At 70.1% G+C, this 23490-nt stretch carries 23 protein-coding genes; 15 read left to right on the forward strand and 8 right to left on the reverse strand.

Annotation, left to right across the window (positions count from 1 at the left end):
* Positions 1-37 precede the first annotated feature (37 nt).
* From AB0G04_RS26450 to AB0G04_RS26460, 3 genes are read left to right on the forward strand one after another with little or no spacing between them, the layout of a single operon-like run.
* On the forward strand, positions 38-217 hold the full coding sequence (locus AB0G04_RS26450) for a hypothetical protein (RefSeq protein ID WP_360987769.1): 180 nt from the start codon (positions 38-40) through the stop codon (positions 215-217).
* 18 nt (positions 218-235) lie between these two features.
* Positions 236-790 carry a sigma-70 family RNA polymerase sigma factor gene (locus tag AB0G04_RS26455; RefSeq protein WP_360987771.1) on the forward strand — a complete coding sequence of 185 codons (555 nt, stop codon included), beginning with the start codon at positions 236-238 and terminating at the stop codon, positions 788-790.
* A gap of 59 nt (positions 791-849) precedes the next feature.
* Entirely contained in the window at positions 850-1431 is a 582-nt protein-coding gene (locus tag AB0G04_RS26460; RefSeq protein WP_360987773.1) for a hypothetical protein, read from the forward strand.
* A gap of 9 nt (positions 1432-1440) precedes the next feature.
* On the opposite strand, the gene AB0G04_RS26465 is transcribed toward AB0G04_RS26460, so the two are convergent.
* From AB0G04_RS26465 to AB0G04_RS26475, 3 genes are all read right to left on the reverse strand, one after another.
* Entirely contained in the window at positions 1441-1917 is a 477-nt protein-coding gene (locus AB0G04_RS26465; RefSeq protein ID WP_360987775.1) for a GNAT family N-acetyltransferase, read from the reverse strand.
* A 61-nt stretch (positions 1918-1978) separates the two neighbouring features.
* On the reverse strand, positions 1979-2743 hold the full coding sequence (locus AB0G04_RS26470) for a hypothetical protein (RefSeq protein WP_360987777.1): 765 nt from the start codon (positions 2741-2743) through the stop codon (positions 1979-1981).
* On the reverse strand, positions 2740-4713 hold the full coding sequence (locus AB0G04_RS26475; RefSeq protein WP_360987779.1) for an alpha-glucuronidase: 1974 nt from the start codon (positions 4711-4713) through the stop codon (positions 2740-2742). The genes AB0G04_RS26470 and AB0G04_RS26475 overlap by 4 nt, the downstream gene beginning before the upstream one ends.
* A 235-nt stretch (positions 4714-4948) precedes the next feature.
* Here AB0G04_RS26475 and AB0G04_RS26480 point away from each other — a divergent pair, with 235 nt between their 5' ends.
* The 4 genes from AB0G04_RS26480 (at position 4949) to AB0G04_RS26495 (ending at position 10038) form a co-directional block, all read left to right on the forward strand.
* Complete coding sequence (locus AB0G04_RS26480; RefSeq protein ID WP_360987781.1) at positions 4949-7156, forward strand: rhamnogalacturonan lyase; 2208 nt, start codon at positions 4949-4951, stop codon at positions 7154-7156.
* 226 nt (positions 7157-7382) lie between these two features.
* A complete protein-coding gene (locus tag AB0G04_RS26485) occupies positions 7383-8219 on the forward strand; it encodes an SGNH/GDSL hydrolase family protein (RefSeq protein ID WP_360987783.1) in 837 nt (278 codons plus the stop codon).
* A 131-nt stretch (positions 8220-8350) separates the two neighbouring features.
* A complete protein-coding gene (locus tag AB0G04_RS26490) occupies positions 8351-9310 on the forward strand; it encodes a PD-(D/E)XK nuclease family protein (protein ID WP_360987785.1) in 960 nt (319 codons plus the stop codon).
* A 29-nt stretch (positions 9311-9339) separates the two neighbouring features.
* The gene (locus AB0G04_RS26495) at positions 9340-10038 is read left to right on the forward strand and encodes a 4a-hydroxytetrahydrobiopterin dehydratase (protein WP_360987787.1); all 699 of its coding nucleotides are present in this window, start codon (positions 9340-9342) and stop codon (positions 10036-10038) included.
* 51 nt (positions 10039-10089) lie between these two features.
* Here the strand turns inward: AB0G04_RS26495 and AB0G04_RS26500 are convergent, their stop codons facing one another.
* Positions 10090-10929, reverse strand: a complete 840-nt coding sequence (locus AB0G04_RS26500) for an NAD(P)H-binding protein (protein ID WP_360987789.1) — start codon at positions 10927-10929, stop codon at positions 10090-10092.
* A gap of 87 nt (positions 10930-11016) precedes the next feature.
* On the opposite strand from AB0G04_RS26500, the gene AB0G04_RS26505 reads away from it, so the two are divergent.
* Positions 11017-11391 (forward strand): helix-turn-helix domain-containing protein, encoded by a 375-nt coding sequence (locus AB0G04_RS26505; protein WP_360987791.1) that lies wholly within the window; start codon positions 11017-11019, stop codon positions 11389-11391.
* Here the strand turns inward: AB0G04_RS26505 and AB0G04_RS26510 are convergent.
* Positions 11369-11923 (reverse strand): tyrosinase family oxidase copper chaperone, encoded by a 555-nt coding sequence (locus AB0G04_RS26510; RefSeq protein WP_360987793.1) that lies wholly within the window; start codon positions 11921-11923, stop codon positions 11369-11371. The genes AB0G04_RS26505 and AB0G04_RS26510 overlap by 23 nt on opposite strands.
* A 223-nt stretch (positions 11924-12146) precedes the next feature.
* On the opposite strand from AB0G04_RS26510, the gene AB0G04_RS26515 reads away from it, so the two are divergent.
* The 7 genes from AB0G04_RS26515 to AB0G04_RS26545 all read left to right on the forward strand — a co-directional run bounded on the left by AB0G04_RS26515 (position 12147) and on the right by AB0G04_RS26545 (position 18887).
* Entirely contained in the window at positions 12147-12623 is a 477-nt protein-coding gene (locus tag AB0G04_RS26515; RefSeq protein ID WP_360987795.1) for a tyrosinase family oxidase copper chaperone, read from the forward strand.
* A gap of 40 nt (positions 12624-12663) precedes the next feature.
* Entirely contained in the window at positions 12664-13473 is an 810-nt protein-coding gene (locus tag AB0G04_RS26520; RefSeq protein WP_360987797.1) for a tyrosinase family protein, read from the forward strand.
* A 205-nt stretch (positions 13474-13678) separates the two neighbouring features.
* Complete coding sequence (locus AB0G04_RS26525; RefSeq protein WP_360987799.1) at positions 13679-13990, forward strand: hypothetical protein; 312 nt, start codon at positions 13679-13681, stop codon at positions 13988-13990.
* A 110-nt stretch (positions 13991-14100) separates the two neighbouring features.
* The gene (locus AB0G04_RS26530) at positions 14101-15588 is read left to right on the forward strand and encodes a cellulase family glycosylhydrolase (protein ID WP_360987801.1); all 1488 of its coding nucleotides are present in this window, start codon (positions 14101-14103) and stop codon (positions 15586-15588) included.
* Positions 15589-15733: 145 nt separating this feature from the next.
* Positions 15734-16648, forward strand: coding sequence for an EamA family transporter (locus tag AB0G04_RS26535; RefSeq protein WP_360987803.1), 915 nt, complete (start codon positions 15734-15736; stop codon positions 16646-16648).
* A 105-nt stretch (positions 16649-16753) separates the two neighbouring features.
* Positions 16754-18280 carry an FAD-dependent monooxygenase gene (locus AB0G04_RS26540; RefSeq protein WP_360987805.1) on the forward strand — a complete coding sequence of 509 codons (1527 nt, stop codon included), beginning with the start codon at positions 16754-16756 and terminating at the stop codon, positions 18278-18280.
* 217 nt (positions 18281-18497) lie between these two features.
* Positions 18498-18887 (forward strand): DUF2750 domain-containing protein, encoded by a 390-nt coding sequence (locus AB0G04_RS26545; RefSeq protein ID WP_360987807.1) that lies wholly within the window; start codon positions 18498-18500, stop codon positions 18885-18887.
* 60 nt (positions 18888-18947) lie between these two features.
* On the opposite strand, the gene AB0G04_RS26550 is transcribed toward AB0G04_RS26545, so the two are convergent.
* The 3 genes from AB0G04_RS26550 to AB0G04_RS26560 form a co-directional block, all read right to left on the reverse strand.
* The gene (locus tag AB0G04_RS26550) at positions 18948-20582 is read right to left on the reverse strand and encodes a ricin-type beta-trefoil lectin domain protein (protein ID WP_360987809.1); all 1635 of its coding nucleotides are present in this window, start codon (positions 20580-20582) and stop codon (positions 18948-18950) included.
* The gene (locus AB0G04_RS26555; RefSeq protein WP_360987811.1) at positions 20572-21957 is read right to left on the reverse strand and encodes a glycoside hydrolase family 43 protein; all 1386 of its coding nucleotides are present in this window, start codon (positions 21955-21957) and stop codon (positions 20572-20574) included. Before AB0G04_RS26555 ends, AB0G04_RS26550 begins: the two co-directional genes overlap by 11 nt.
* A 64-nt stretch (positions 21958-22021) precedes the next feature.
* On the reverse strand, positions 22022-23404 hold the full coding sequence (locus AB0G04_RS26560) for a family 43 glycosylhydrolase (RefSeq protein ID WP_360987813.1): 1383 nt from the start codon (positions 23402-23404) through the stop codon (positions 22022-22024).
* Positions 23405-23490 lie beyond the last annotated feature (86 nt).

Below are 23490 nucleotides of genomic sequence, written 5' to 3' on the forward strand. Positions count from 1 at the left end.
CGGGTGGTATCGATGAACCAGTCGTTGGAGGTCGAGCATGGTGCAACCGACTCGAAGAAGACAGTCGCGAAACGCCGGCGAGAGTGCGGCCCTGTGCACGGCGGCGACCAGCAGCATCGCCGGGGCCTACGTGCTTACGCAGTCCGTGCCGGTGACCGTCATCGCGGCGGTGGTGACCCTCGGTCTTGCCGCGGCCCATCTGTTCAGCCGTGACTGACCGATCAGGAGAACGCAGATGGGCCGCTGGCACCCGTTCAGATCGCGCCGGTCGCTGCCCGCGCAGCACGAAGAGCTCGAGTTCGAGGTCTTCTTCAGGGCCCGTTTCAAGGCGATGGTCCGTTTCCTGATCGTCAAGGAGGCTGCGAGTCTCGCGGACGCTGAGGACGCGGTGGAGGAAGCCATGAGCGCCGCCTATACCGCCTGGTCGACGATCGAGAACCCGGAAGCATGGGTCCGGCAGGTTGCGTTGCGGACGTTGATCAACGTCCGGCAACGGGACCGTCGCCGCCTGGCGGTGTTGAGCGCGCTCGCCGAGCTGCTGCCCGGCGGAGTGTGGGAGGACATGGGACTTCGTGCTGAAGCCGCGAGTGTGATGGAGCTACTGAAGAAGCGTCCTCCGGCCCAGCGCGAAATCATGGCGTTCCGGGTCGATGACTTCACCCCGGGCGAGATCGCGGCGATTCTGGGAAAGGATCCCCAGACAGTACGGAGCAACCTGAGGGCGGCCAGACGCGCGATGGCCGCGATGATCGAGCCGTCGCAAGATGACCCGCGACCCGGAGGCGGATGATGGGTTCCTTCTGGGAGGACGACGCCACCGGGCGAGCAGCGGACCATGAACAACAGCTGGTGGACGGCTGGATCGCGGACCTCGACCGGCTGATCGACCGGCGACTCGACCGGCACGATCTGGACAGACGGCTGGCTCGGATCACTCGACGCCGCTGGTGGGTCCCACGGCGCTGGGCGGTGGCCCTGCTGGCCCTGCTGGCCGATCTCAACCGGCACTGGGCGCGACGCCTGGTACCTACCCTTCAGCCCGCCATCGCCGACGAGCTGCGCCGCCTGGATCGGACCTTGAGCGACTGGGACCGGCCGGCGGCGCGTCGTCAAGCGACGAACTGGAGGACACGCGCAGAGACGATTTCATCGAGACTCGACCGTCTCGAGCCCCCGCCGATCGAACAACTCGCGTACGACCTCCGGCGGCTCGACCGGATGCGGCGCAACGACCTGACGATGCAGTCGCAAGTATGGCTCACCGCGATCCTGACGGCCTACGACACCCGCCTGCGACTGGCTTGCCGGTCGCTGGGTATCACGGAGCACCTGCAGCGACTCGACGGGGTCGACCGGGAAATCGAGCGGATCCGGATCGAGGGGGCACTGGAGGCGGTGGGTATGCGGTTGAGGAGCGGGCACCGGACTTGAGACAAGCCGTCACGCTGCCGGGTCCGGACGGGCCGGATCGAGGCGGAGATTCAGTATCTCCAGGCCGGTGACGCGCTGGAAGCCGGCTTTCGCGTACAGGGTCAGTGCCGGGACGTTGCCGGTGTCGGTCTGCAGGGACACCCGCTGGGCGCGGGCGGCGCGTGCGTCGCTGATGACGTACCGCAGGAGGGCGTTCGCGACGCCGCCGCGGCGGTGGGGCGGTGCCACGTACAGGTCCCGGATCGACCACACGGTGCCCAGCATGAGCGACGCGGGCAGGATCGCGACCGTGACGAAGCCGTGGACGTGTTCACCCTGGACGGCGGCGGCAGCGGTGAGCCGCCGCTGTGCGAGCTGGTCGTGCAGCCAGGAACGGGTGTCCTCCGGTGCGGGGAGCCGGCCGTGGTGCACCCGGTACTCGTCGAAGAGCGCGGCCACCTGATCGAACGCCGGGTGGGCGGATGTCAGCGGCACGATCGTCGTCACGCCGCCAGTGTGGCCGACGGCCGAGCCTGTTCCGAACCGGGTGGTGTCCCTCGGGTCCGGCTCACCCCCGGCGGTCCGCCTGCTCGGCAGCGTCCCGCGGGCAGCAGTGCATACCGGCCCGGTATCGGCGCAGGTCGTCGGCGGCATGCAGCACCCGGGCGAGCTGCTCGCCGTCGAGCCGCCGGGCGTCCCACGCCAGTTCGGCCAGCCGCCCGCTGTGTGGATGCAGACGGGCGTTCCGGGCCGGCGGGCCGACACCGGTCAGAGCGGCGAGATCATCGGCGTCGATACCGCACAGGGCCGCGAACGCGGTGACGTAGCGGGCGGTCATCTCCAGCCTGCCCTGGACCACCTGGTGGACCGTCACGGGCGAGACGTACGGTCCGTCGCCGATCTCGCACAACAGCCTTGCGACGTACGGCCGGATGTTGCGATTGGCGAACAGGCCACCCACCAGAGGCCCGGGGCCGTCCGTCACCGGAGCGGGCAGCGGACCGGCGGGCGCGCGCGGCGGGAGCGAGCGGATCAGGTCGTGCATCCGGTCGAGGTCCTCGTCGCGGAGGTGTAGCGCTGCCCGTAACAACTGGTCGACGCGGATTCGGGTGTCGCTCGCCGCGGCCACGTCGGCGGGCACGGCGGAACCCACGACCACGAAGGCGTCCGCGGTACGCAGACCGAGGACCGGCGCGACGCGGCGAACCAGTTCCGCGTCGGCGGGTCCACCGTCGAGCACAGCGTCGAGTTCCGGCAGGGGGACGTCGGCCGCCTGCGCCAACGTCGCGGCATCGGTCCCCCGATGGGTGAGGAGTCGCCGCAGCGGGCTCAATGGATGGTCCTGCCCTTCGCGTCGGGGATACCGGACTTGCGGAAGAAGTACGTGTTGATCTGGTCGCGCCACTCCTCGGCGCTGCGCAGCTGCTCGTCGAGGCGGTCGGCCACCCGGGCGTGGACGGCCGGGTCCACCAGCGCGACGGCGTCACGCCAGCGGTCGCGCATACCGGCCACCCGCTCGGCCCCGGCGAAGTGGGTGTCGTAGATGTGCTGGATGACCGTGGTGCCGCTGTGCAGCACGTGGTCGTACGGCACATGGTGGAAGAAGAGCAGCAGCTCGTCGGGGCAGGTGGCGCGGGATTCGTACACCTCGGACCAGGGTCGGGGGTATTGGGCGGCGAAGCCGGTGCCGGTGGCGGCGGTCCGGTCGACGCCCACGCCGTCGCGGTCGGCGAAGTGGTAGGTGCCCCACGGGGTGTACTCGTAGCCGTCGACGTCGGGTCCGTAGTGCCGGCCGGGCCGGACCATGAATCCGACGCCGAGCGGGGCGGTGTACTGCTCGTAGGTCTGCCACGAGTCGTCCATCAGCTCGTGCAGGATTTCCCGGAGCGGTTCCCCGGCGCCGGGGAAGGTGAGGGCGATGCACTCGTCGAGGACGGCGGCGGGATCGAGGGTGGGGGTCCAGGCCAGGCGGCCGACGGCGTAGAGGTTGGCCTGAGCGAGCGGATGGCCGGTCCAGAACGGGTCGTCGCCCACGTTGGAGACCGCGACCAGAGCACCCCCGGAGGCGGCGACGTCGGCGACGGCCGGGCCGGGTTCGCCGTACGGGTGGAAGCCCAGCACTCCACTCCACATCGGGGGCAGATAGCAGACGTGTCTCTGCTGACCGGTGTACTCCTGCGTGGCCTGCAGTTCGACGGCCAGCCGGGTGGACGGCATGGCGAACAGCACCGGGGAGACGGGCTCGCGGGTCTGGAAGTCCATCGGACCGTATTTGACCTGCAGGATCACGTTGTCGTGGAACTCGCCGTCGAGTGGCGCGAAGTGGTCGCAGGCGGCTCGGGCCCGGTCGGTGGAGCGGTCACGCCAGTCCTGGCGGTGGTTGTAGACGAAGGCCCGCCAGCGGACGATCGCGCCGTGCGGCGCCAGCGCGGCGGCGAGCATGTTCGCGCCGTCGGCGTGGGTCCGGCCGTAGGTGAACGGGCCGGGCTGCCCCTCGGAGTCGGCCTTCACGAGGTAGCCGCCGAAGTCGGGGGCGATTGCGAAGACCTTCTCGGTGGTGTGCGCCCACCAGCTGCGGACGGCGGGGTCCAGTGGATCGGCGGTGTCCAGGTCGCCCAGGATGACGGGGGCCGCGAAGTTCACCGACAGATGGACCCGGATGCCGTAGGGACGGAAGGCTCCGGCCAGGGCCGCCACCTCGGCGAGGCGGTCGGTCAGCAGGTGGGTCTCGGCGGTGTGGACGTTGACGTTGTTGACGGTGACGGCGTTGATCCCGGCGGCGGCCACCAGCCGGGCGTACTCGCGTATCCGGGCGGGGTCGTCGCGTAGCCGGCCGTCCTGCCAGAGGATCGAGCCGCCGGAGTAACCGCGTTCGACCTGGCCCATCACCGGGTGCACGTCGACGTTGTCCCAGTGATCGAGGACCCGCAGTGCGAAGGCGGGTTCGTGGCGCCGGCCGGTCAGGCCCGGGCCGAACGCTGCCTCGCCCCGCCGGACGACCTCGAACAGTCCGTGCAGCAGCCCGGCGGGACCGTCGGCGAGTACCACCGTCGACCCGTCCTGCCGGCTCAGGTGAAAGCCCTCCGATCCGGCTTCGGAAGAGGGGGCGACGGCGAGGACGAGGTCGGCCTCCTCCCCCGGCGCGCAGATCCGCCCGCCGAAGTGTGCGCACGCCCGGGTCACCTCGGACCGGACCGTGTCGGCCGGCGGTCCCTGCCCGTCGATCCGGATCCGCCGGGAGCCCAGGGCCCGGAACGCGGACGGGGGCAGCCAGGCGGGGTGCACCTCGGACGGTTGCGACATCACAGCGGCTCCGCAGTACTAGGAACAGGCATTGAAGTCGCACGATATCGCGCCCGAGCAGCAGCGACTTGAATCATTCAAAGATGATCTTGAAGACTTACACGGACAGGCCGCTGAAACGATCCATAATTTACCGGCCGGAAACCGTTGACTACGTCGACCGGCCACTCCAAACTCCGGTGGAAAGCGCTTTCCTCCTGCTTGCCCCGACGTCCCTTCGGAGGAGACGAGAAGCATGCATCCCCGTACCGCAAAACTGTGGAAAGCGTGCGTCGCGGCAGCCGTGCTGGTCGCCGCCGCGCCCGCGTCCCCCGCGGCAGCCGAGCCGCGCGGCCCGCGCCTGGAACGTCTCGATCGCGGCCTGGTCGCCGCCTCGACCAGCGAGGGGGTCTTCCTGAGCTGGCGGCTGCTGGCGAGCGAGGCCACCGGTTCGTCGGCGACCGGCCTGACCGGCGCCGACTTCGGTGTCTACCGCGACGGCAGACGCATCGCGACCGTCACCGACAGCACCAACTTCCTCGACCGCGACGGCACCCCCACCTCGAGGTACCGGGTCGGGAACTCCCGGACGGTGACACCCTGGGCCGGTGGCTACACCGAGTTGCCGCTGCGGAAGCCGGCGGACGGGGTGACCCCGGCCGGTGAGGTCTACACCTATGCGGCCAACGACATGAGCGTCGGCGACGTGGACGGCGACGGCCGGTACGAGTACGTCGTCAAGTGGGACCCGTCGAACTCCAGGGACGTCTCGCAGGTCGGCTGGACCGGCCCGGTCTACATCGACACCTACCGGGCTGACGGCACCCTGCTGCACCGCATCGATCTGGGCGTGAACGTCCGGGCCGGCGCGCACTACACGCAGTTCCTGGTCTACGACTTCGACGGCGACGGCCGCTCGGAGATGATGCTGAAGACGGCACCGGGCACGAAGACGCTCCGCAACGGCCACGAGCGGTTCATCACGACGCCGGGACACGCCCCGACCGAGGACCACCGGCTCAGCGCCGCCGGCTACTACCAGCACGTCGTCGACATGTTCCTGGGCTGGCACCGGCATCCCGAGGTGGTGGCCGGGCGCTGGCCGGCCACCCTGGAGCAGGCGTTCGGCATCGCGCCGCAATACGAGTACCCGCTGAGCCAGGCGGACGCCGAAAAGCTGACCGACTACTTCATGGACGTGTACGCCCCGGCGCGCAGCGCCCGCAACAACCTGCGCGCGTTCGAGGGTTTCATCCTCGACGGCCCCGAGTATCTGACCGTCTTCGAGGGTGCGACCGGCCGCGAACTGCAGACCATCCGGTACAAGCCGGGCCGGCACGACGACGGCCTGATGTGGGGCGACTACGCGATGGCCCGGATCGAACCGGGCAACCGGGTGGACCGGTTCCTGTCCGGCGTGGCCTACCTCGACGGCAAGCGCCCGTCGGCGGTGTTCGCCCGCGGTTACTACACCCGCACGACACTGGTGGCGTACCACTGGAACGGCCGCCGGCTCGTGGAGAACTGGTTCGTGGACTCGGGCTGGACGCCGATGACGAACCCGTTCAACGACTCGCCGCACGGGCGGGACGGCACCGACCCGGAATACGGCAAGCTCACCACCCAGGGCTTCCACTCGCTCAGCGCCGCGGACGTCGATCTCGACGGCAGGCAGGAGATCGTCTACGGGGCGGCGACGATCGACGACGACGGTGACGTGCTCTACTCCTCGTTCGGTGCGCTGCCGGCCGGTGAACAGGCACGCCTCGGGCACGGGGACGCCATGCACGTGACCGACATCGATCCGGACCGTCCCGGGCTGGAGATCTTCACGGTGCACGAGGGCGCCACCTCCGCGCCGTACGGGATGGCGATGCGCGACGCGAGGACCGGCGAGGTCCTGTTCGGCATCTACTCCGGACGCGACACCGGCCGCGGGATGATCGGTGACGTGCTGCCGGAGTCCAGGGGCATCGAGTCGTGGGCGAGCATGCCCGGTGGCTCGGAGGCGCTCGGCCTGCACAGCGCCACCGGCGAGGTGCTCACCAGTACCATCCCCGGCACGAACCAGAGCATCCGCTGGTCGGGCGACCTGACCACGCAGATCGTGAACGGTACGCTGGACGTGACGCCGACGGTCGACGACTGGAACCGGGGCCGCCTGCTGACCGCCGACGGCGCTCGCACCAACAACGGTACGAAGGGCAATCCGAGCCTGGTCGCCGACATCCTCGGTGACTGGCGTGAGGAGCTGCTGGTGCGGACCGTGGACAGTTCGGCGATCAGGATCTACCTCAGCACCGAGGTGACGAATCACAAGCTCTACACGCTGATGCACGACCCGCAGTACCGCGTCGAGGTGGCACGCCAGCAGACCACCTACAACCAGCCGTCGTACCCGAGTTTCTACCTGGCCTCGGACACCGACTGGTCGAAGGTGCCGCTGAGCCGCAAGGCCAGGTGATCGACGACGTAGCGGGCCTCGTCCCCGATCCCGTGGAGGAAGGGCCGGCCGGGCGCATGCACTGGCCGGACTTCCATACCAGCGATCACGTCGGTGCGCTCGGGAATGCGGCAGAAACGGCGCGGCCTGCCCAGGATGGGTGACATTTCGCCGTATGGTGCGTTTGTCCGTTATGAACCCTCCCCGGTTCATCGAGTATCCGCCGCACCCACGGGAGAGAACTGCCATGTCCTACCCTGCTGCGATTTTCCGCCGCGTGGTGGCCGTCTGCGCGGCCGCCGCGCTGACCGCCACCGCCTGGGCCGCCCCCGCCACCGCCGTCGCGGTCTCCATCGCGCCCGCCCCGCTGCAGTACGTCGCGCTCGGCGACTCGTACGCCGCCGGCTACGGCGCCGAGGCCACCCGGGACGCCTGCGGCCGCACCGCCGCCGCCTACCCGGCCCTGCTGGCCCGTGAGTCACGCGGCGCCCTCGCGCTGCGCAACGCGTCGTGCATCGGTGCCACCACGGCCGACGTCATCCGGCAGAGCTCGGTGCTCGGCCCGCGTACGGGCCTGGTCACCATCACCGCCGGCGCCAACGACCTGTCCATCAAGCAGATCCTGCAGACGTGCATGACCCCGGTCTTCGCCGCCGCCTGCCAGCGCGAGAACGTCACGGTCAACCGCAAGCTGGCCACCGTCCTGCCGCGCGACCTGAACCGGATGATCCGTACCGTCGTCACGGCCGCCCCCGCCGCCCGCGTCGTGATCACCGGCTACCCGCTGCCGTTCGCCAAGAACCGTCAGTGCACGACCGTGCCGGTCAACGCCCGGCTGCGGACCCGCGCCAATCAGGTGATCAGTCGCCTGAACAGGGTGATCGCGACGGCCGCCGCCCGTAACAAGGTCCGCTACGTCGACGTCGAGCAGTCGTTCGCGGGCCACGGTCTGTGCAGCCCGCGTCCGTGGCTGGTCGGCGCCGAGGGCATGCGCGACAACCGGGTGCTGCACCCGACCGCCACCGGCCACGCCCGCGGTTACCTTCCGGCGGTCGCGGCCTCCGGCCTCGCCGACCGCGCCTGACATCTGTTCCGTCGGGCGCCACGCCAGGGTGACCACCACCTTGTCGGCGGCGCCCGGCGCGGGCGCAAGATCAAAGGCACGACCCCCCGGGACGCTCCACGACCGGGCCTCGGTGATGGGATGATGCCGGGATGCCGGATCCCAGCTCAGCGCTCGGGCGCCTGGTCGCGAACGAGAACAGCACCAGTGACCTGCTCGCCTTCCTGTTCGACAAGGATCCCGCCCCGCTGATCCGGACGCTCGGCCTGCCCGAGGGCGCCTACCGGTGCCGCCGGGAAGGACGCGCCGCGAAGAGCCGGCTGGACCTGGTCGTCTACCGGGCGGATCTGCCCGTGGCGGTGCTGGAGATGAAGGGTGCCTCGAGCGAGCACGGCGACCAGCTGCAGCGGTACGAGGACTGGGCGGCGAAGAGGAATCCCGCGGCCACGCTGTTCTACTGCTCCGTGGACCGCGACGACACGCCCCGGGACCCCTGGCGGGCGCTCGGGCTCGTCGAGCTGTTCGGGGCATGGCGGAGCAGCAGCGACCCGCATGCGGCCTGGCTCGCCGGTGAGATCGCCGGCCTGCTGCGGAGCTGGGACGAAGAGGCCGACAAGACCATCGGGGACGCCAAGGGCTGGTATGTGCCGGACCTGGTGACCCGCCGCATCGCCCGTCATCTCGACGGCGTGCTCCGTGAAGCTCATCCCGGTGATGACGGGCAGGCCCAGGCGACCCGCACCAGTCCCGGCAATCCGATGTTCCTGGCCTGGCGGCGGTACCCGGGCCGGTCCGAGCACGCCTGGATCGGCGTCGACGTTCGCTGCAAGGGCCGCGGCACCCCCCCAGGTCGCATGGGAGTTCCGGCCCTGCGTCGAGGCGGAGACCGGCACACAGTCCGGCAGCCATCCGGTGTTCCGCAACGACTGGAACCGGCGGCTCGCGACCCAGTTCACTCTCGACGTCACCCGGGTCGACCGGGCCGGTCTCGCCGAACTGACCCTCGCCGTCCTCGACCACCTGGCGACCTGTGCGGCGGACACCGGCCGGCTGACCTTACGCGTATCGGCGAGCGGCTGATCGGCCGGAGACTCGATCAGGGCACGACGTGACCGGCACCGCGGGGCTAGGGTGACGGCCCATGGACATGCTGAAAGGCGAGCAGATCGCCGAGGCCGGCCTGACCGACTGGCGCAAGCTGGCGCAGGGCCTGCATGCCCGCTACGTGACCGAGGACTTCGGTGCCGGCGTCCGGTTCGTCGCCGCGGTGGGCGTTGCCGGCGACGCGCTCGGTCACCACCCGCGCGTGTCGATCGGCAACGGGTACGTCGACCTGAAGCTGAGCACCGACGACGCTGTCTACCGTGACGACGACGGCACCGAATACGTCATCGAATGGGTCACTCAGCAGGACGTCAACCTCGCACGACGGATCACCGCCGGGCACCAGGTCGACGCCGACCCGGCCGCGGTCAGCGTGGTCGAGTTCGGCCTCGACACGGCGCGCTCCGCGACCATCGCCCCGGTGTGGGCCGTTCTACTGACCGGGAATCCCGAGGCCCAGGGCCGCGGAACCCCCGGCGACGAGATCCGGGATGCCACGGGCCGGGTGCCGAACCTGTGGTTCGGGGACGCCGGCGGGCGCGAAGCGTCGGGTCAGCGATTCCATGTCGAGGTCTATGTGGCGCCCGAAGCGGCCGGGCAGCGGATCGCCGCTGCCGTCGCCGCAGGTGGAACCGTCGTCGATGACAGCGACGCGCCCTCGCTCACCGTGATCGCCGACCAGGACGGCAACCGGGGAGTCGTCTGCGTCGACACCTCCGCCACGAAGCAGAGCTGAACCGGCGACCCGGTTGGCCCGTGGCGGTGAGTGGCCGGGCGGCCCGCCTGTCTACCGGAAGGCGTCGATGTTGTGCCGCGCCCAGTCCTCGAAGGATCGCGGGGACCGGCCGAGGACCTCTTGGACGTGCGGGCTGATCCGCTGCTCGGCCGCGAGCGGTGCGCCGAGGATCGCCAGGGTTCCCTCAGCGACGGGTTCCGGCATGAACGCCAGCATCTGCTCGCGGGCCTGCTCGGGCGTCTGCTCGACGAAGCGGATCGGATCGCCCAGGGCCTCGGCCAGGACGCGGGCCCGCTCACGCGGCGTGGTCAGGGCCGGACCGGTCAACTCGTAGATCCGACCGGCGTGCCGGTCGTCGCGCAGGACGGCTGCTGCCACGTCGGCGATGTCGGCCGGATCGACCAGTGGCAGGCCGACGTCACCGAACGGGGCGGCCGCGATCCGCGCCGACCGGATCGGGTTCGCCCAGGCGTACACATTGGAATGGAATCCGCCGGGGCGCAGAATCGTCCACGCCATGCCGGACCCTCGCACGACGTCCTCGATGCCGCGCAGCGGCGCATGCGACACCGACTGCGGCCTGGTGCCCGCGGCCTGCGAGGAGAGCAGGACGATCCGCCGCACCCCGCCGGCCTTCGCCACGTCGAGGATGCCGGCCGGCGCCAGATGCGCCCCCGCACCCGGGACCAGCAGGAACATCGCATCGGCGCCGTCGGCCGCCGGTCGTAGCGTCTCCGGCTCGGCCAGATCGGCCACGACATGCCGCACGCCGCCCGGCACGACCACCGGCATCGTTCCGCGGGACACCGCTGTCACCCGCTCGCCGGCCTTGGCCAGCGACTCCACCAGCACCCGACCGACGTTCCCGGTCGCTCCCGTCACCACGATCATGATCAGCTCCCCGTTCGCCCGTTTGAAGACGCGGGAAAGCTAGCATCGTGAAGATAGTAGGTACCTAGAGGAAAGTGACTATCCCGAGTGGAAGTGACAGACGATCCGGGACTGGCCTGCCCGGTCGCGCCGGTGGTCGACATCGTGTTCAGCCGGTGGACGACCCCGATCCTGTGGTCGCTCAACTATCAGGGCCGGCAGCGGTTCGTGGAGCTGCAACGCCGGATCACCACGATCACCCCGAAGGTGCTGACCCAGCGGCTGCGCCAGCTGGAACGCGACGGACTGGTGGCCCGCACCTATCACCCCGAGGTGCCGCCCCGCGTGGAGTACGAGATCACCGAACTCGGCCGCAGCCTGGCCCCGATCTTCGCCCATCTGACCGGCTGGGCCGCCGAACACCTGGGCGAGGTGCAGGCGGCCCGCATCGCGTACGACGCTACTTCGCGGCCGGCGCCTTGATCTCGAACTGGGGGCAGTGCGCGGCCGGCTCGCTGTCCGCGGCCAGGTCCATGTCGCCGAGCGCCTTCACCGAGGCCTTGGTGATGCTCCGCAGCCCGCGCTCCGGCTTGAAGCCCTGCACGGCACTGGTGTACTGGCCACCATCGGCCGGGTAGACGACCAGCCGCTTGCCGTCGATGTAGGCGCAGGCCTTGTCGCCGCTTCCCCAGCCCATGATCTGGTGGCCGCGATAGGTCTCGTAGAAACCGAGCTTCTTCGCCTTGCCCACGGCCGGGGCAGCCTGAGCCGGCGCCGAGGCGGCGGCCTGAGCCGAGGCAGCCTGAGCCGGGGCGGCCTGGGCCGGAGCCGAGGCAACCGCCTGGACCGAGGGCGACGCCGCGGCCTGGACCGGGGGCTGCGGCTCCGCGGTGGTCGCCGACCAGGCCGTGCCCGCGGTGGCGAGCGCCCCCACGGCGACGGCCACCACGGCGACCGCCCGCCGGGTGGTTCCGTTGATGCGCTTGCCCTGATTATTCCGCTGCATTGAAATCATCGCCAATCCTGAGAATCATCGACGTCCGGAAGAATGTTTCCGGAAATCGTCACCACTCACCGACTCCAACGAGCGTCAGGCGCCGGCGGTAATCCCTCCGATGATCCGACACGCCCATTTTACTACGGGCGATGGACGCTGACGGGGCCTTGACCGAATATCTGCTTTCATGGTGCGGCGCGCCGCCTGAGACGGTTTACAGAGAAGGATTCCCATGAGTGACATGAAACGTCGCGATGTGCTGCGATACAGCGCGGCGGGTGCGGTCACCGCCGCGACCGCCACGCTGGCCGGTACCCAGGCCCTTGCCGGTCCGGACCGCTCGGACCTGCCCGAGGACCGGCGTACGGACCGGAACAAGAAGGGCGAGCCCTGGGACCCGCGTGACTTCGACGAGATCTACCGGGGACGCCGGATCCGGGGCCGGCATGTGCTCGGCAGCCTGCTCCGCGGCCAGGACGAACTGTTCGTCGGCAACAAGAAGCTGGCGCTGACCACGATCAGCACGCTGTTCTTCCCGGCCGACGGTTCCGCGCCGTACGTGGCCACCGGCTACATCAGCGCTGTCAATCATTACGACCCCGTAGAAATCGACAACGACCGCCGACGGGACGGCCTCAAGCGGCTGGGCAAGAAGATCGTCGACATTCTCGGGGATCTGGAACTCAGCGACGAGTCCGCGAAATCGCACCAGCACTGACGCGGTTCCCTATTTCTCCAATGTGAAAGGCGACCGACAAATGGCCGTCGTACGCAAGAGCATCGCCGCCATGACGAGCGCGGAGAAGACCGCCTTCGTCAACGCGCTCCGCCAGTTCAAGAACACACCCGCCAACGGGCGCACCTATAACTGGTACATCGACCAGCACATCACGTACTTCGCCCGTACCAGCGACAACATCAGTCATGCCCACCAGTCGCCGTCGTTCCTGCCGTGGCACCGCGAGTACATGCGATTGCTGGAACTCGACCTGCAGACGGTCAGCGGCAACCCGGCCATCTTCATCCCGTACTGGGACTGGACCGGTGCCGCGTCGCCGTTCACCGCCGACCTGCTGGGTGCCATCACCAACGGCAGCGTGTCGAGCGGCAACTTCAGCCCGTCGTGGGGCTGGTCGGTCTACCGCAGCAGCATCAGCACCAGCTTCCTGCAGCGCCGGCTGGGCCAGAACGCGACCCGCCCGACCGCCACGACCGTCAACAACGTGCAGAGCTTCACGGTCTACGACCAGTCGCCGTGGAACTCGTCGGTGTCGAACAGCTACCGCAACCGTCTCGAGATCGAGCTGCACAACCGGGTGCACAACTACGTCGGCGGGCACATGGGCACCCGTGAGGCCCCGAACGACCCGGCCTTCTGGCTGCACCACTGCAACATCGACCGCCTGTGGTGGCTGTGGCAGAACAACCGCGGGATCGACACGTACGTGCCCCGTACCGGTACCACCTCCGGGGTGATCGACAACCTGGAGTCGATGCGCCCGTTCGGTGCCGGCCGCACCCCGTCGGCGGTCCGCGACATCAACCCGCTCGGATACAGCTACGCCTGAGCCGGTGCTGCCAGTTCCTCCCAGGCCCTGAGCGGGCCGTCGCAGGGCCGGACGGTGAGCTCCGCGACTTCCTGCTGTCCCGGCGAGCCCGCGCCTCCCTCGAGGAGGCCGGGCTGCCGCGGCAAGGCGAGCACCGGTACGGCCTCCACCTCCCCGGCGATGCCCCGGCGATGCCGCGCGTCCCGGGCCGCCTACGATCGCGGGCGTGACCAACCCCAACCCGGTAGGCCCCCTGCGCTGGTACGCCGTCCTCGCCGTGCTGTTCTTCGGCATCCTGCCGACCGTGATGGTGGCCCTCCTGGTGGCCCGCGGCAACACCCCCGGATCGGTCGGCTGGCTGCTGATCGGCGGCATCCCGCTGGTCATCTCGGCGATCATCCTGTTGGTACGCGGCTTCACCGCCCGCGACCCGGAGACGGCGGCGATCCTCCTGCGCCGCAGCATGGCTTTCGTGGCCGGCGCGGACGTTCTGCTCCTCGGCGGCAACGCTCTGATCCGGATGGCAACCGGGGCATAGCCCGGCACCGCAACCGCAACCGCTCTACCTCACCGATGCTCTGCTCGGGGACCGGATTCACGCCGATCAAAAGGCCATTCCGCAGTTCCGCGAGAGAGGCCTCCACCCTGATGCGCAGCGTCCGGCTCCGCGCCACCGTCGTGGCTTCCGTGCTCACTTTCGGCGCGGTACTCCCGTCGATGCCCGCCCCGGCGGCGCCGGCTTCCGCGGCCTCGGCCTCGGCGGCGGCCGCGCCGACCCTGGCCGGGCGGCTGGCCGCGGTGCGGACCGCAAAGAGCATCAACTACTACCCGTCGAATGCTGCCTGGTCCGCGATGTGGACCAAGTTCGACACGAAGCGGATCGAGGCGGACCTGGCCAAGGCCGCCGCGCTGGGCGCGGACAACGTGCGGGTCATCGTCTTCCCGCAGACCTTCGGCTACCCCAAACCCACGAGTGCGTACGCCGGGCGCCTGCGCACCTTCGTGGACATCGCCGACCGTAACGGGATGACGGTCAAGCTCACCCTCTTCGACTGGTGGGACGGCTACACCGACGTGACCCGCAGCATCAGCTGGGCCAAGTCGGTGCTCGCACCGTACGCCAAGGACCCGCGGGTGCTCGCGGTGGAACTGAAGAACGAGTTCCAGCCGGCCGACACCGCCGCCGTCGCGTGGGTCCGCAAGGTGATCCCGGCCGTCCGGGCGGCCGCGCCGACCATGCCGCTGACCCTGTCGGTGGACGGCGGGACCGGCGCACCCGGCATGGCGAAGATCAAGAAGGCGCTGGCCGGTACCCCGCTGGACTACTACGACTTTCACTTCTACGGCAGCTCGGAGCGGGCGCTCACCGAGATCCGCAAGGCACAGGCCGCGGTCGCGCCGTCCCCCGTGGTGATCGGCGAGACCGGCATGAGCACCGCCGCGGACAGCGACGGCGAGCAGGCCGCGTTCCTGTCCCGCGTCTTCCGGGCAGCCCGCGAGGCCGGGATCGGCTCGGTGTCGCCGTGGACGTTCACGGACTTCCGGGCCGGCTCCATCCCCGGCAACTCGCAGGTCTCCGAGAAGCCGGCCCAGTACAAGTTCGGCCTGCACCGGGCCGACGGCACCCCGAAGGCCGCCGCCGGGGTGGTCCGTACCGCGTGGACCACCGGCCGCACCCCGAACGACGTGCTCAACCTCGGCTTCGAGGCGAAGGCCGGTGACTCGCCGTGGCGCAAGAACCTGCCGAAGGCCGGCGGTGCCGTGATCACCACGTCGAATCCGCGCACCGGGAAGTACGCGGCCCGGTTCGCCGGCACCACCCGCACCTCCGCCGGTCTGCCGTCGCTGGCCACCTCGCCGATCACGCCGGTCCAGCCCGGACACCGGTGGCGGGCCGAGGCGTGGGCCCGTGGCGCCTCGGCCACCGGCACCACCGAGATCACGCTGAGCTGGTTCGACGCGAACGGCCGCTGGGTCGGTCAGCACTCCTCGAACCGGCTGCCGGCCGGCACCACCGGCTGGAAGAAACTCACCGTGCAGGCGGTCGCCCCGTCCCGGGCCGCCGGTGTGCAGCTGCACCTGAAGTCCGGCGACAACCGCGGCACCGTCTGGTTCGACGACGTGGCGATCTCCTGACCGATCGGCTCGTGTCACGCGGCGAAGGCAGGGCGAAGGCGTAGTCGTCCTGCCCGGCCGCCGCGGGATCCGGTGAGCGGTGAGCACGGCCACAACCGGCATCTGCGTCGCCGGAGCTGCCCCGGGAGACGGCTAGCGTTCCCCCGTGACTTCGTTGGGAACGGTGTTCGTCCTCGGTGCGGCCCTGTCGGTGCAGTTCGGCTCGGCTGTCGCGGCGCTGCTGTTCCCGCGGGCCGGAGCCGCCGGCGTCGTGGCACTGCGACTGGTCATCGCCGCCCTCGTGCTCCTGCTCGTGTGCCGGCCCCGCCTCCGCGGGTATCGCCGCGACGACTGGCTGGCCGTCGCCGGGTTCGGGGTGGCCATGGCGGGCATGAACGGGCTGTTCTACCAGGCCATCGACCGGATTCCCCTGGGCCCGGCGGTGACCCTCGAGGTGCTCGGCCCGCTCGCCCTGTCGGTACTGACGGCCCGCCGCGCCGCCGCCTGGCTGTGGGCGGCACTCGCGTTGGCCGGGGTGCTCCTGCTCGGATATCAGGGTTTCGACCGGCTCAACGCGGCCGGTGCGGCGTTCGCCCTCGGTGCCGGCGCGATGTGGGCCGGCTACATCGTGTTCAGCGCCCGCACCGGACAGCGCTTCCCGAAGGCCGACGGGCTGGCCCTGGCCCTCGCGGTGGCCGCCGTCCTCACCCTGCCGCCCGGCATCGCCGACGCCGGCGCCGCGCTGCTCGACCCGGTCACCATCGGTCTGGGGGCGATCGTCGCGGTGATGTCGTCGGTCCTGCCGTACACCCTGGAGCTCCTCGCCCTCCGGCGGATCCCCACCTCGACGTTCGCCGTCCTGATGAGCCTCGGACCCGCCGTCGCCGTGCTGGCCGGTTTCGCCGTCCTGGACCAGCACCTGCGTCCGCTCGAACTGCTCGCCGTGGCTCTGGTGATCACCGCGAGCGCCGGCGCCGTACGAACCCCGCCGCCCCGGTCCCCACGAGAAGCTGGACGGGATCGTCCCGGGCCTTGTAACGTGCGCCTGGCCGTGACAACGCCCGAGGAGGTGACCCGATGAACGCTGTATCGCATGGGGTGCTCCCCCGCCGGGTCATGGTCGGGCGATCGATGTAGGTGTCGCCGGGAGCGCCTCGCCAGCAGGCACTCCCGAAGGGCAACACCCATGCACCCCTCGCAGTTGATCGCCGAGCCGCCGACGACCCCGGCCGTCGGCGACGTCTCCGGATTTCCCTCTCCGCATCCCGGCTCCGGGCGCGGGCCCCTCGAGTTCGACGTCATCATCGCCGGTTGCGGGCCGACCGGTGCGATGCTGGCCGCCGAGCTTCGGCTGCACGACGTGCGGGTGCTCGTCGTGGAGAAGGAGACCGGGCCCGTGTCGTACGCCCGGATCGTCGGTCTTCACATCCGCAGTCTCGAAGTGATGGCGATGCGCGGACTACTGGAACGCATTCGCGAACGCGGACGGCAGCGTCCGGCCGCCGGCTTCTTCGCCGCCATCGACAAACCCGCACCCGAGGGCCTCGATTCGGCGTACGCCTATCTGCTCGGCATTCCGCAACCGGTCCTCGTCGACCTGCTCGAGGCACATGCGGTCGCGCTGGGCGCCGAGGTCAGGCATGGTTCTACGGTCGCCGGCCTGGAGCAGGACGACGACAGCGTGACGGTCGAACTGGGCGGCGGGGAACGGCTTCGCGCACGCTGTCTCGTCGGCTGCGACGGCGCACACAGTACGGTTCGCAAGCTGCTCGGCGTCGGCTTTCCCGGTGAGCCGGCGCGGAACGAGACGCTGATGGGTGAGCTGGAGACCGGAATGCCGCCGGAGGAGATCGCCGCCAGATTGAGCGAGCTCCGCGGAACCGGCCGGCGGGCCGACATCCGGCCCGCGGGCGCCGGTGTCCTTCGCGTCATCGTTCCGGCGGCCGGTGTCAGTGACCGCGCGGAACCGCCCACACTCGAAGAATTCCGGCAACAGTTGCGTACCGTCGCCGGAACCGACTTCGGCGTGCACTCCCCGCGCTGGCTGTCCCGGTTCGGTGACGCCACCCGGCTGGCGGAACGCTATCGGGTCGGGCGGGTCCTGCTGGCCGGCGATGCCGCACACATCCATCCACCGATCGGCGGCCAGGGCCTCAACCTGGGTGTTCAGGACGCGTTCAACCTGGGCTGGAAGCTGGCCGCACAGATCCGGGGCTGGGCGCCCGACACGCTGCTGGACACCTACCAGGCCGAACGTCACCCGGTCGCGGCGGACGTGCTCGACAACACCCGCGCGCAGCGGGAGCTCTCGTCCCCCGGGCCGGGCCCGGAGGCGGTGCGCCGGCTGTTCACCGAGCTGATGGACATCAACGAGGTGAACCGCCTCCTGATGGAGAAGATCACCGCGATCGGCGTCCGGTACGACTTCGGCCCGGGTCCCGCCCTGCTGGGCCGGCGCCTGCCCGACATCGAGGTGCGGCAGGGCAATCTCTACAGCCTGCTGCACCGTGGCCGCGGCCTGCTGCTGGACCGCACCGGTCGCCTGACCGCCGGCGGCTGGTCCGACCGGGTCGACCACCTCGCGGATCCCACCGCGGCACTGGACGCCCCGTGCGTCCTGGTGCGCCCGGACGGTCATGTCGCCTGGTCCGGCGACGACCAGCAGGACCTGGATCACCACCTGTCACGCTGGTTCGGCAGGCCCACCGGCTGAACCGCTCCCGCCTGGCGCACGGTGAGCCGGGCGCCGGCGGGCAGGAGCGGAAGCCGCGGGCGGCGACCTGGGCGCGAGCGGGCAGGGGCGGAGGTCGCCGGCGGCGAGCCGGGCCGGGGCGTTTCCGGGCCCGGACGGGTGGGCAGGTGCACGGGCCCCGGGCGGTGACCGATAGCATCGCCCGCGGAACGTCAGTGAGCGGATTCTCGGAGGTCAGGTGGCACGCGACGACATCTCGCGCGGGGAAGCGGACCGGCTGCGGGCGCTCGGTGACGCCGCCCGGCTGGACCGCACCTTCGAGATCATCGGCGACAAGGGTGCGGTGTGGGTCTGGGGTGACGAGGACGAGGTCCTGTTCACCGAGGACGGCGAGCGCCGCACCCTGCTGCCGGTCTGGCCGTACGCCACGGTGGCCCGCCTGGAGAACGAGGGCGAGGTGGCCGGGGAGCACGCGATCCGGATCCCGGCGAAGGTGTTCCTTTCCGAGTGGCTGCCGCAGCTCGAGGAGGACAAGGCGGTCATTGCGGTCTTCCCGGTCGAGGACCGGAACGCGGCGGTCCTCGACCTCGCCGACTTCCGGTCGAGGCTGACCGCCGCCCTCCGCTGATTCGGCCCGCCGCCCGGCTTCGGCGGGTACTGCGTCGCAGCCGACGCAGTACCCGCCGGGTCAGGCGCGGCTCCACCTCTGGTTGGCCGCGGCGGAGCAGGTCCACAGGATGACGGTGGTGTTGTTGGCGGTGGCCGCCCCGCTGGCGTCCAGGCACTTGCCGGACTGCACTCCGCGGACGGTGCCGTCGGACTGGAGTGCCCACTGCTGGTTGGCGCCGGTGCCGCAGGTCCAGAGGATCACCCGGGTGCCGTCGGCGGTGCCGTTGTTCTCGGCGTCGAGGCACTTGCCGCCGATGCGCAACTGCCCGGACGTGCTGGTGACGATCTGGGTGCTGCCGCCGTTGCAGTCCCAGATCACTGCCTGGACGCCGTCGACCGGGGCGCCGCCGAGCACGTCGAGGCAGCGGCCGGATCCGGCGCCGCGCAGGCTGAAGGTGTCGGTGGGGGTGGTGCTGCCGGGGCGGACCCGGTACATCACCACGCCGTGCGGCGGGACCGTCGCGCTGATCGCACCCGTGGTGTTGCGCGCCGCCTTGGTCCACACGTCGAACAGCTGGTACCCGCCGGCGGCGGGCATGCCGATCGCGGCCGCGGTGGTGGTGACGGTGGCGGTGCTGCTGGACCGGTTGAGCAGGGCGACCGCACCGGAGCCGTCACTGAGGGTCTTGGCCCACACCTCGGTCTCCCCGTTGTCACGGACCCGCTGCGCCTGCCGGCCGAGGCTGTCCTGATTGACGGCGAGCACGTCCGGGTCGGTCAGTACCGTGCGGACGTCGGCGGGCATGGTCGTGATGTCGTTGCCGGCGATCAGCGGGGCGGCCATGATCGCCCACATGCTCATGTGGGCGCGGTTCTCGGTCGGGGTGAAGGTGCCGCGCACGCCGACCTCGAGCATGTCGGGATCGTTCCAGTGCTGCGGCCCGGCCCACGGGTGCAGGGGTGCCTGGACGTCGAGGATCTCGGTGACGCCCATGAAGCAGTCGCCGGTGCAGCCGCTGGTCCACCTGTCGGTGATGTCCTCGGTGGTGCGCCACATGTCGGCGACCTGGCTCCAGTTGTAGGAGGGGCCGGTGTTGGAGTGTGCGCTGTTGGAATTGATCGAGTACACGATCGGCCGGCCGGTGGCGCGCAACGCGTCGCGCATCTTCGTGAAGCCGGCGATCTGGTCGTCGAGGGTGCCCCACGGCGAGCACCAGTCGTACTTGAGGAAGTCCACGCCCCAGGAAGCGAACGTGTTCGCGTCCTGCTGCTCGTGGTTCAGTGCTCCGGTGGCACCGCCGATGGCGTTGAAGTACTGGGCGCAGGTCTCCTCACGCGGCGCCTGGTAGATGCCGAACTTGAGTCCTCGGGCGTGGATGTGGTCGCCGAGAGCCTTCATGCCGGACGGGAACCGCACCGGGTCGGAGCGCAGGTTCCCGGCGGCGTCGCGGGTGGTCGCCTGCCAGCAGTCGTCGACCACGACGTACTCGTAGCCGGCCGCCTTCATCCCGGAGCTGACCATGGCGTCGGCAGCGGCCCGGATCTTGGCCTCGGAGATGTCGCAGCCGAACGTGTTCCAGCTGTTCCAGCCCACCGGCGGTCGGACGGCGGGGCTGCCGGGCGCGGCCGTGGCCGGGGCTGCGGCGGTGAGAGTCGCGGCCACGACGAGGGCCGCCGCCGTCGTGAGGGTGCGCATGCGGAGGTCAGCAGACACGGAAGGTACCGTCCTGCCGGTCGGTGGCACTGGAGCTCGCGCTGATCGGGTCGATGCGCAGCACGTAGTTCGAGTGCCGCAGGTAGCGGTCGGGGACGTTGTAGGACCGGAACGACGACCAGCTGGCGTCGGCAAGGCCGGCGACCTGGATGAACGTCGCGTCGGCCCGGAACGTGGCGGTGCCGTCGTTCGCGTCGAGGCGGATCGCGTAGGCGCTGTGCCGCAGGTAGCGGCCCGGGACGTTGACCGACTCGAACGACACGCCGGAGCCCGCCAGACCGGGGACCATCCGCCACAACTGGTCCTGGTGCGGGTCGAACGGGTAGGCGTCGATGCGGCCGATGTTGCTTGCGTGCCGTACGAACCGATCCGGGAAGTTGTACGACTTGAGCCGCACCCACCCCGGCAGTCCCCACCGGCTCACCAGGCCGTCGTACTCGGCGGCGGTGATGCCGGCGATCGAGCCGTGCTTGGCGTTCAGCGGTGGCGTGTAGTCGCGCTGGCCGAGCACCGTCCACGCGCCGCTGCCCACGCTGCCGGTGGACCAGGCGTAATAGTCGTTGTTGACCGGGCTGAACGAGTCGCCCCAGAGCCGCCAGCCGCCGGTGTTGTTGCGGACCAGCATCGGCGCCTCGATCGCACCGCCCTGCCGCAGCCCGCCGGTGTAGTTGCTGTAACTGTTGGGAGCTCCGGTCGAGGAGCGGGCGCCGTAGAGCAGCCCGTCGGCCATGTTCTTGTAGTACATGTAGAACGTCGAGCCGTCGGCGACGATGTCGGCGTCCAGCACCGGGTATCCGGGGCTGAAGTAGACCTGGTTCGCGGTGACCGTACGGAAGTCCGACGTGTAGTTGACCATGAACACGTCCTGGCCGTTGCTGGCCGAGTAGACGATCGCGTACTGGTTGCGTGCGGGTACCCAGAAGGCGGTCGGCGCCCAGGTGTGGGTGTTCAGGCCGTGCATCCGGATCCGGCGGTACCCGGTGAAGCTGCGCAGGTCGGTGGAGTCCCAGACATGCAGGTACTGGTTGTTCTCGGTGAAGATGCGCCCGCGCAGGTCGGTGGCGAGCACGACGAACGTGCCGTCCTGTTTGCGCAGGATGAAGGGGTCGCGCAGGCCGAGGGTCCCGGCGGTGGGGGTGGCGACCGGGTTGTTCTGGTTCAGTGGCCGCCAGTTGAGGCCGTCGGTGCTGACGGCCAGGTGCAGGGCGTAACTGTCACCGCTCTGGTTCGGCGTCTCCTTGAAGTAACCGAAGACGTAGGCGGTGTCGGCGGCCCGGGCGGCCGACTGGGTGCCGAGCAGGGTGGCGCCACCGGTGGCGGTGGTCAGCGCGCCCATGGCGGCCAGACGGGTGAAGTCGCGTCGGGAGAGAGACACGGGGATGTCCTTTCCGGCTGGGGACGGGTCGACGGAATTGAGGGGTGCGGAGGGGCGGCGCAGGTCAGAGGGTGGGGACGACCGGCTGGATGGTGCCGTCGGCGTTGAACCGCAGCGGGTCGACGGTGGTCTCGCGGTTGGTACCGTTGCCGGCCGGGATCGCGAACCGGTGGTAGGCGATGTACCAGGTGTCGCTGTCCGGTGCCTTCACCACCGACTGGTGCGCCGGGCCCTTGATGCCGAGGCTCAGGTTCTTGGCCAGGATCGTGCCGCGATGGGTCCACGGGCCGAGCGGTGAGGTGCCGGTGGAGTACTCGACGTGGTAGTTCTCCGAGCCGGTGTCGTCGACCGAGTACGTCATGTAATAGGTGCTGCCGCGCTTGAACACGAACGGCGCCTCACGGAAGTTCGGCAGGCTGAAGGTGCGGACCTTGGCCGCGTCGTAGGAGATCATGTCGGCGTTCAGGGGCACCGCGTACGCGTAGCCGTTGCCCCAGTACAGGTAGGCCTGCCCGTCGGTGTCGACGAAGGCGTGCGGGTCGATCATCTGGCCGCTGCGAAAGCCGGCCGGCACCAGCGGACGGCCGAGCGGATCGGTGAACGGCCCGGTCGGGCTGACCGAGGTGGCCACCCCGATGTTGGTGGCGCCGCTGAAGTAGAAGTAGTAGCGCCCGTTGCGGTAGGCGATGGTCGGCGCCCAGGCGCGGTCGGCGGCCCAGTCGATCTGGGTGGCCAGGTCCAGGATGGTGCCGTGGTCGGTCCAGTTCACCAGGTCGGTCGAGGAGAACGCCTTGAATCTGGTGCCGGACCAGCCGTTGTAGCCGTCGGTGGTGGGATAGAGGTAGTACCGGCCGTTGAGGTGGGCGATGTTCGGGTCGGCGTACAGGCCCTTGATGATCGGGCTGCGGCGGCCCGCCACCCACGGCGTGGTCACCCGCCATGAGCTGTCGGCGGCGAAGGTACCCGCGTTGGTGGTCGGCGGGTCGATCCAGAGCTGGTTGTCGCGGTGCCGCAGGAACCGTCCGGGATAGTTGAACGACTCCAGGCGTACCGATCCACCGGCCGAGCCGTCGCGCACGCAGAAGGTGGCGTCGGCCAGGAAGGTGGCGGTGCCGGCGTTGGTATCGAGGCGGACGCGGTAGTCGCGGTGCCGTAGCCACATGCCGTTGGCCGCCTGGAACGACACGCATCCGGTACCGCCGGCCAGGCCGGGGGTGACGGTGAGGGTCGCGTCGCTCCGGGCCTGGGCGGAGCTGGCCGCACTGACAGCCGCGATGCTGCCGAGGTAGTCGGCGTGCCGCAGGTAGGAACCGGGGACGTTCGCCGACTGCAGCGACCGGGCCCCAGCGGGGATGTCGGCCGCAAAGGCGGGCTGGGCGATGTGAGCGGTCGCCGCGAGGGCGCCGAGAAGGACCGTCGTCGCGCGGGCAACCAGTTTGACGGGCATGGAAGCACTTCCTCGGGGATGGGGGCGGGAAGCATTGCCGCGGCGTTTCCACCGTGTGAATGCACGGAGTGTTATCGCTAACATCG

This window comes from Actinoplanes sp. NPDC023801 (assembly GCF_040639655.1).
GTDB lineage: Bacteria > Actinomycetota > Actinomycetes > Mycobacteriales > Micromonosporaceae > Actinoplanes.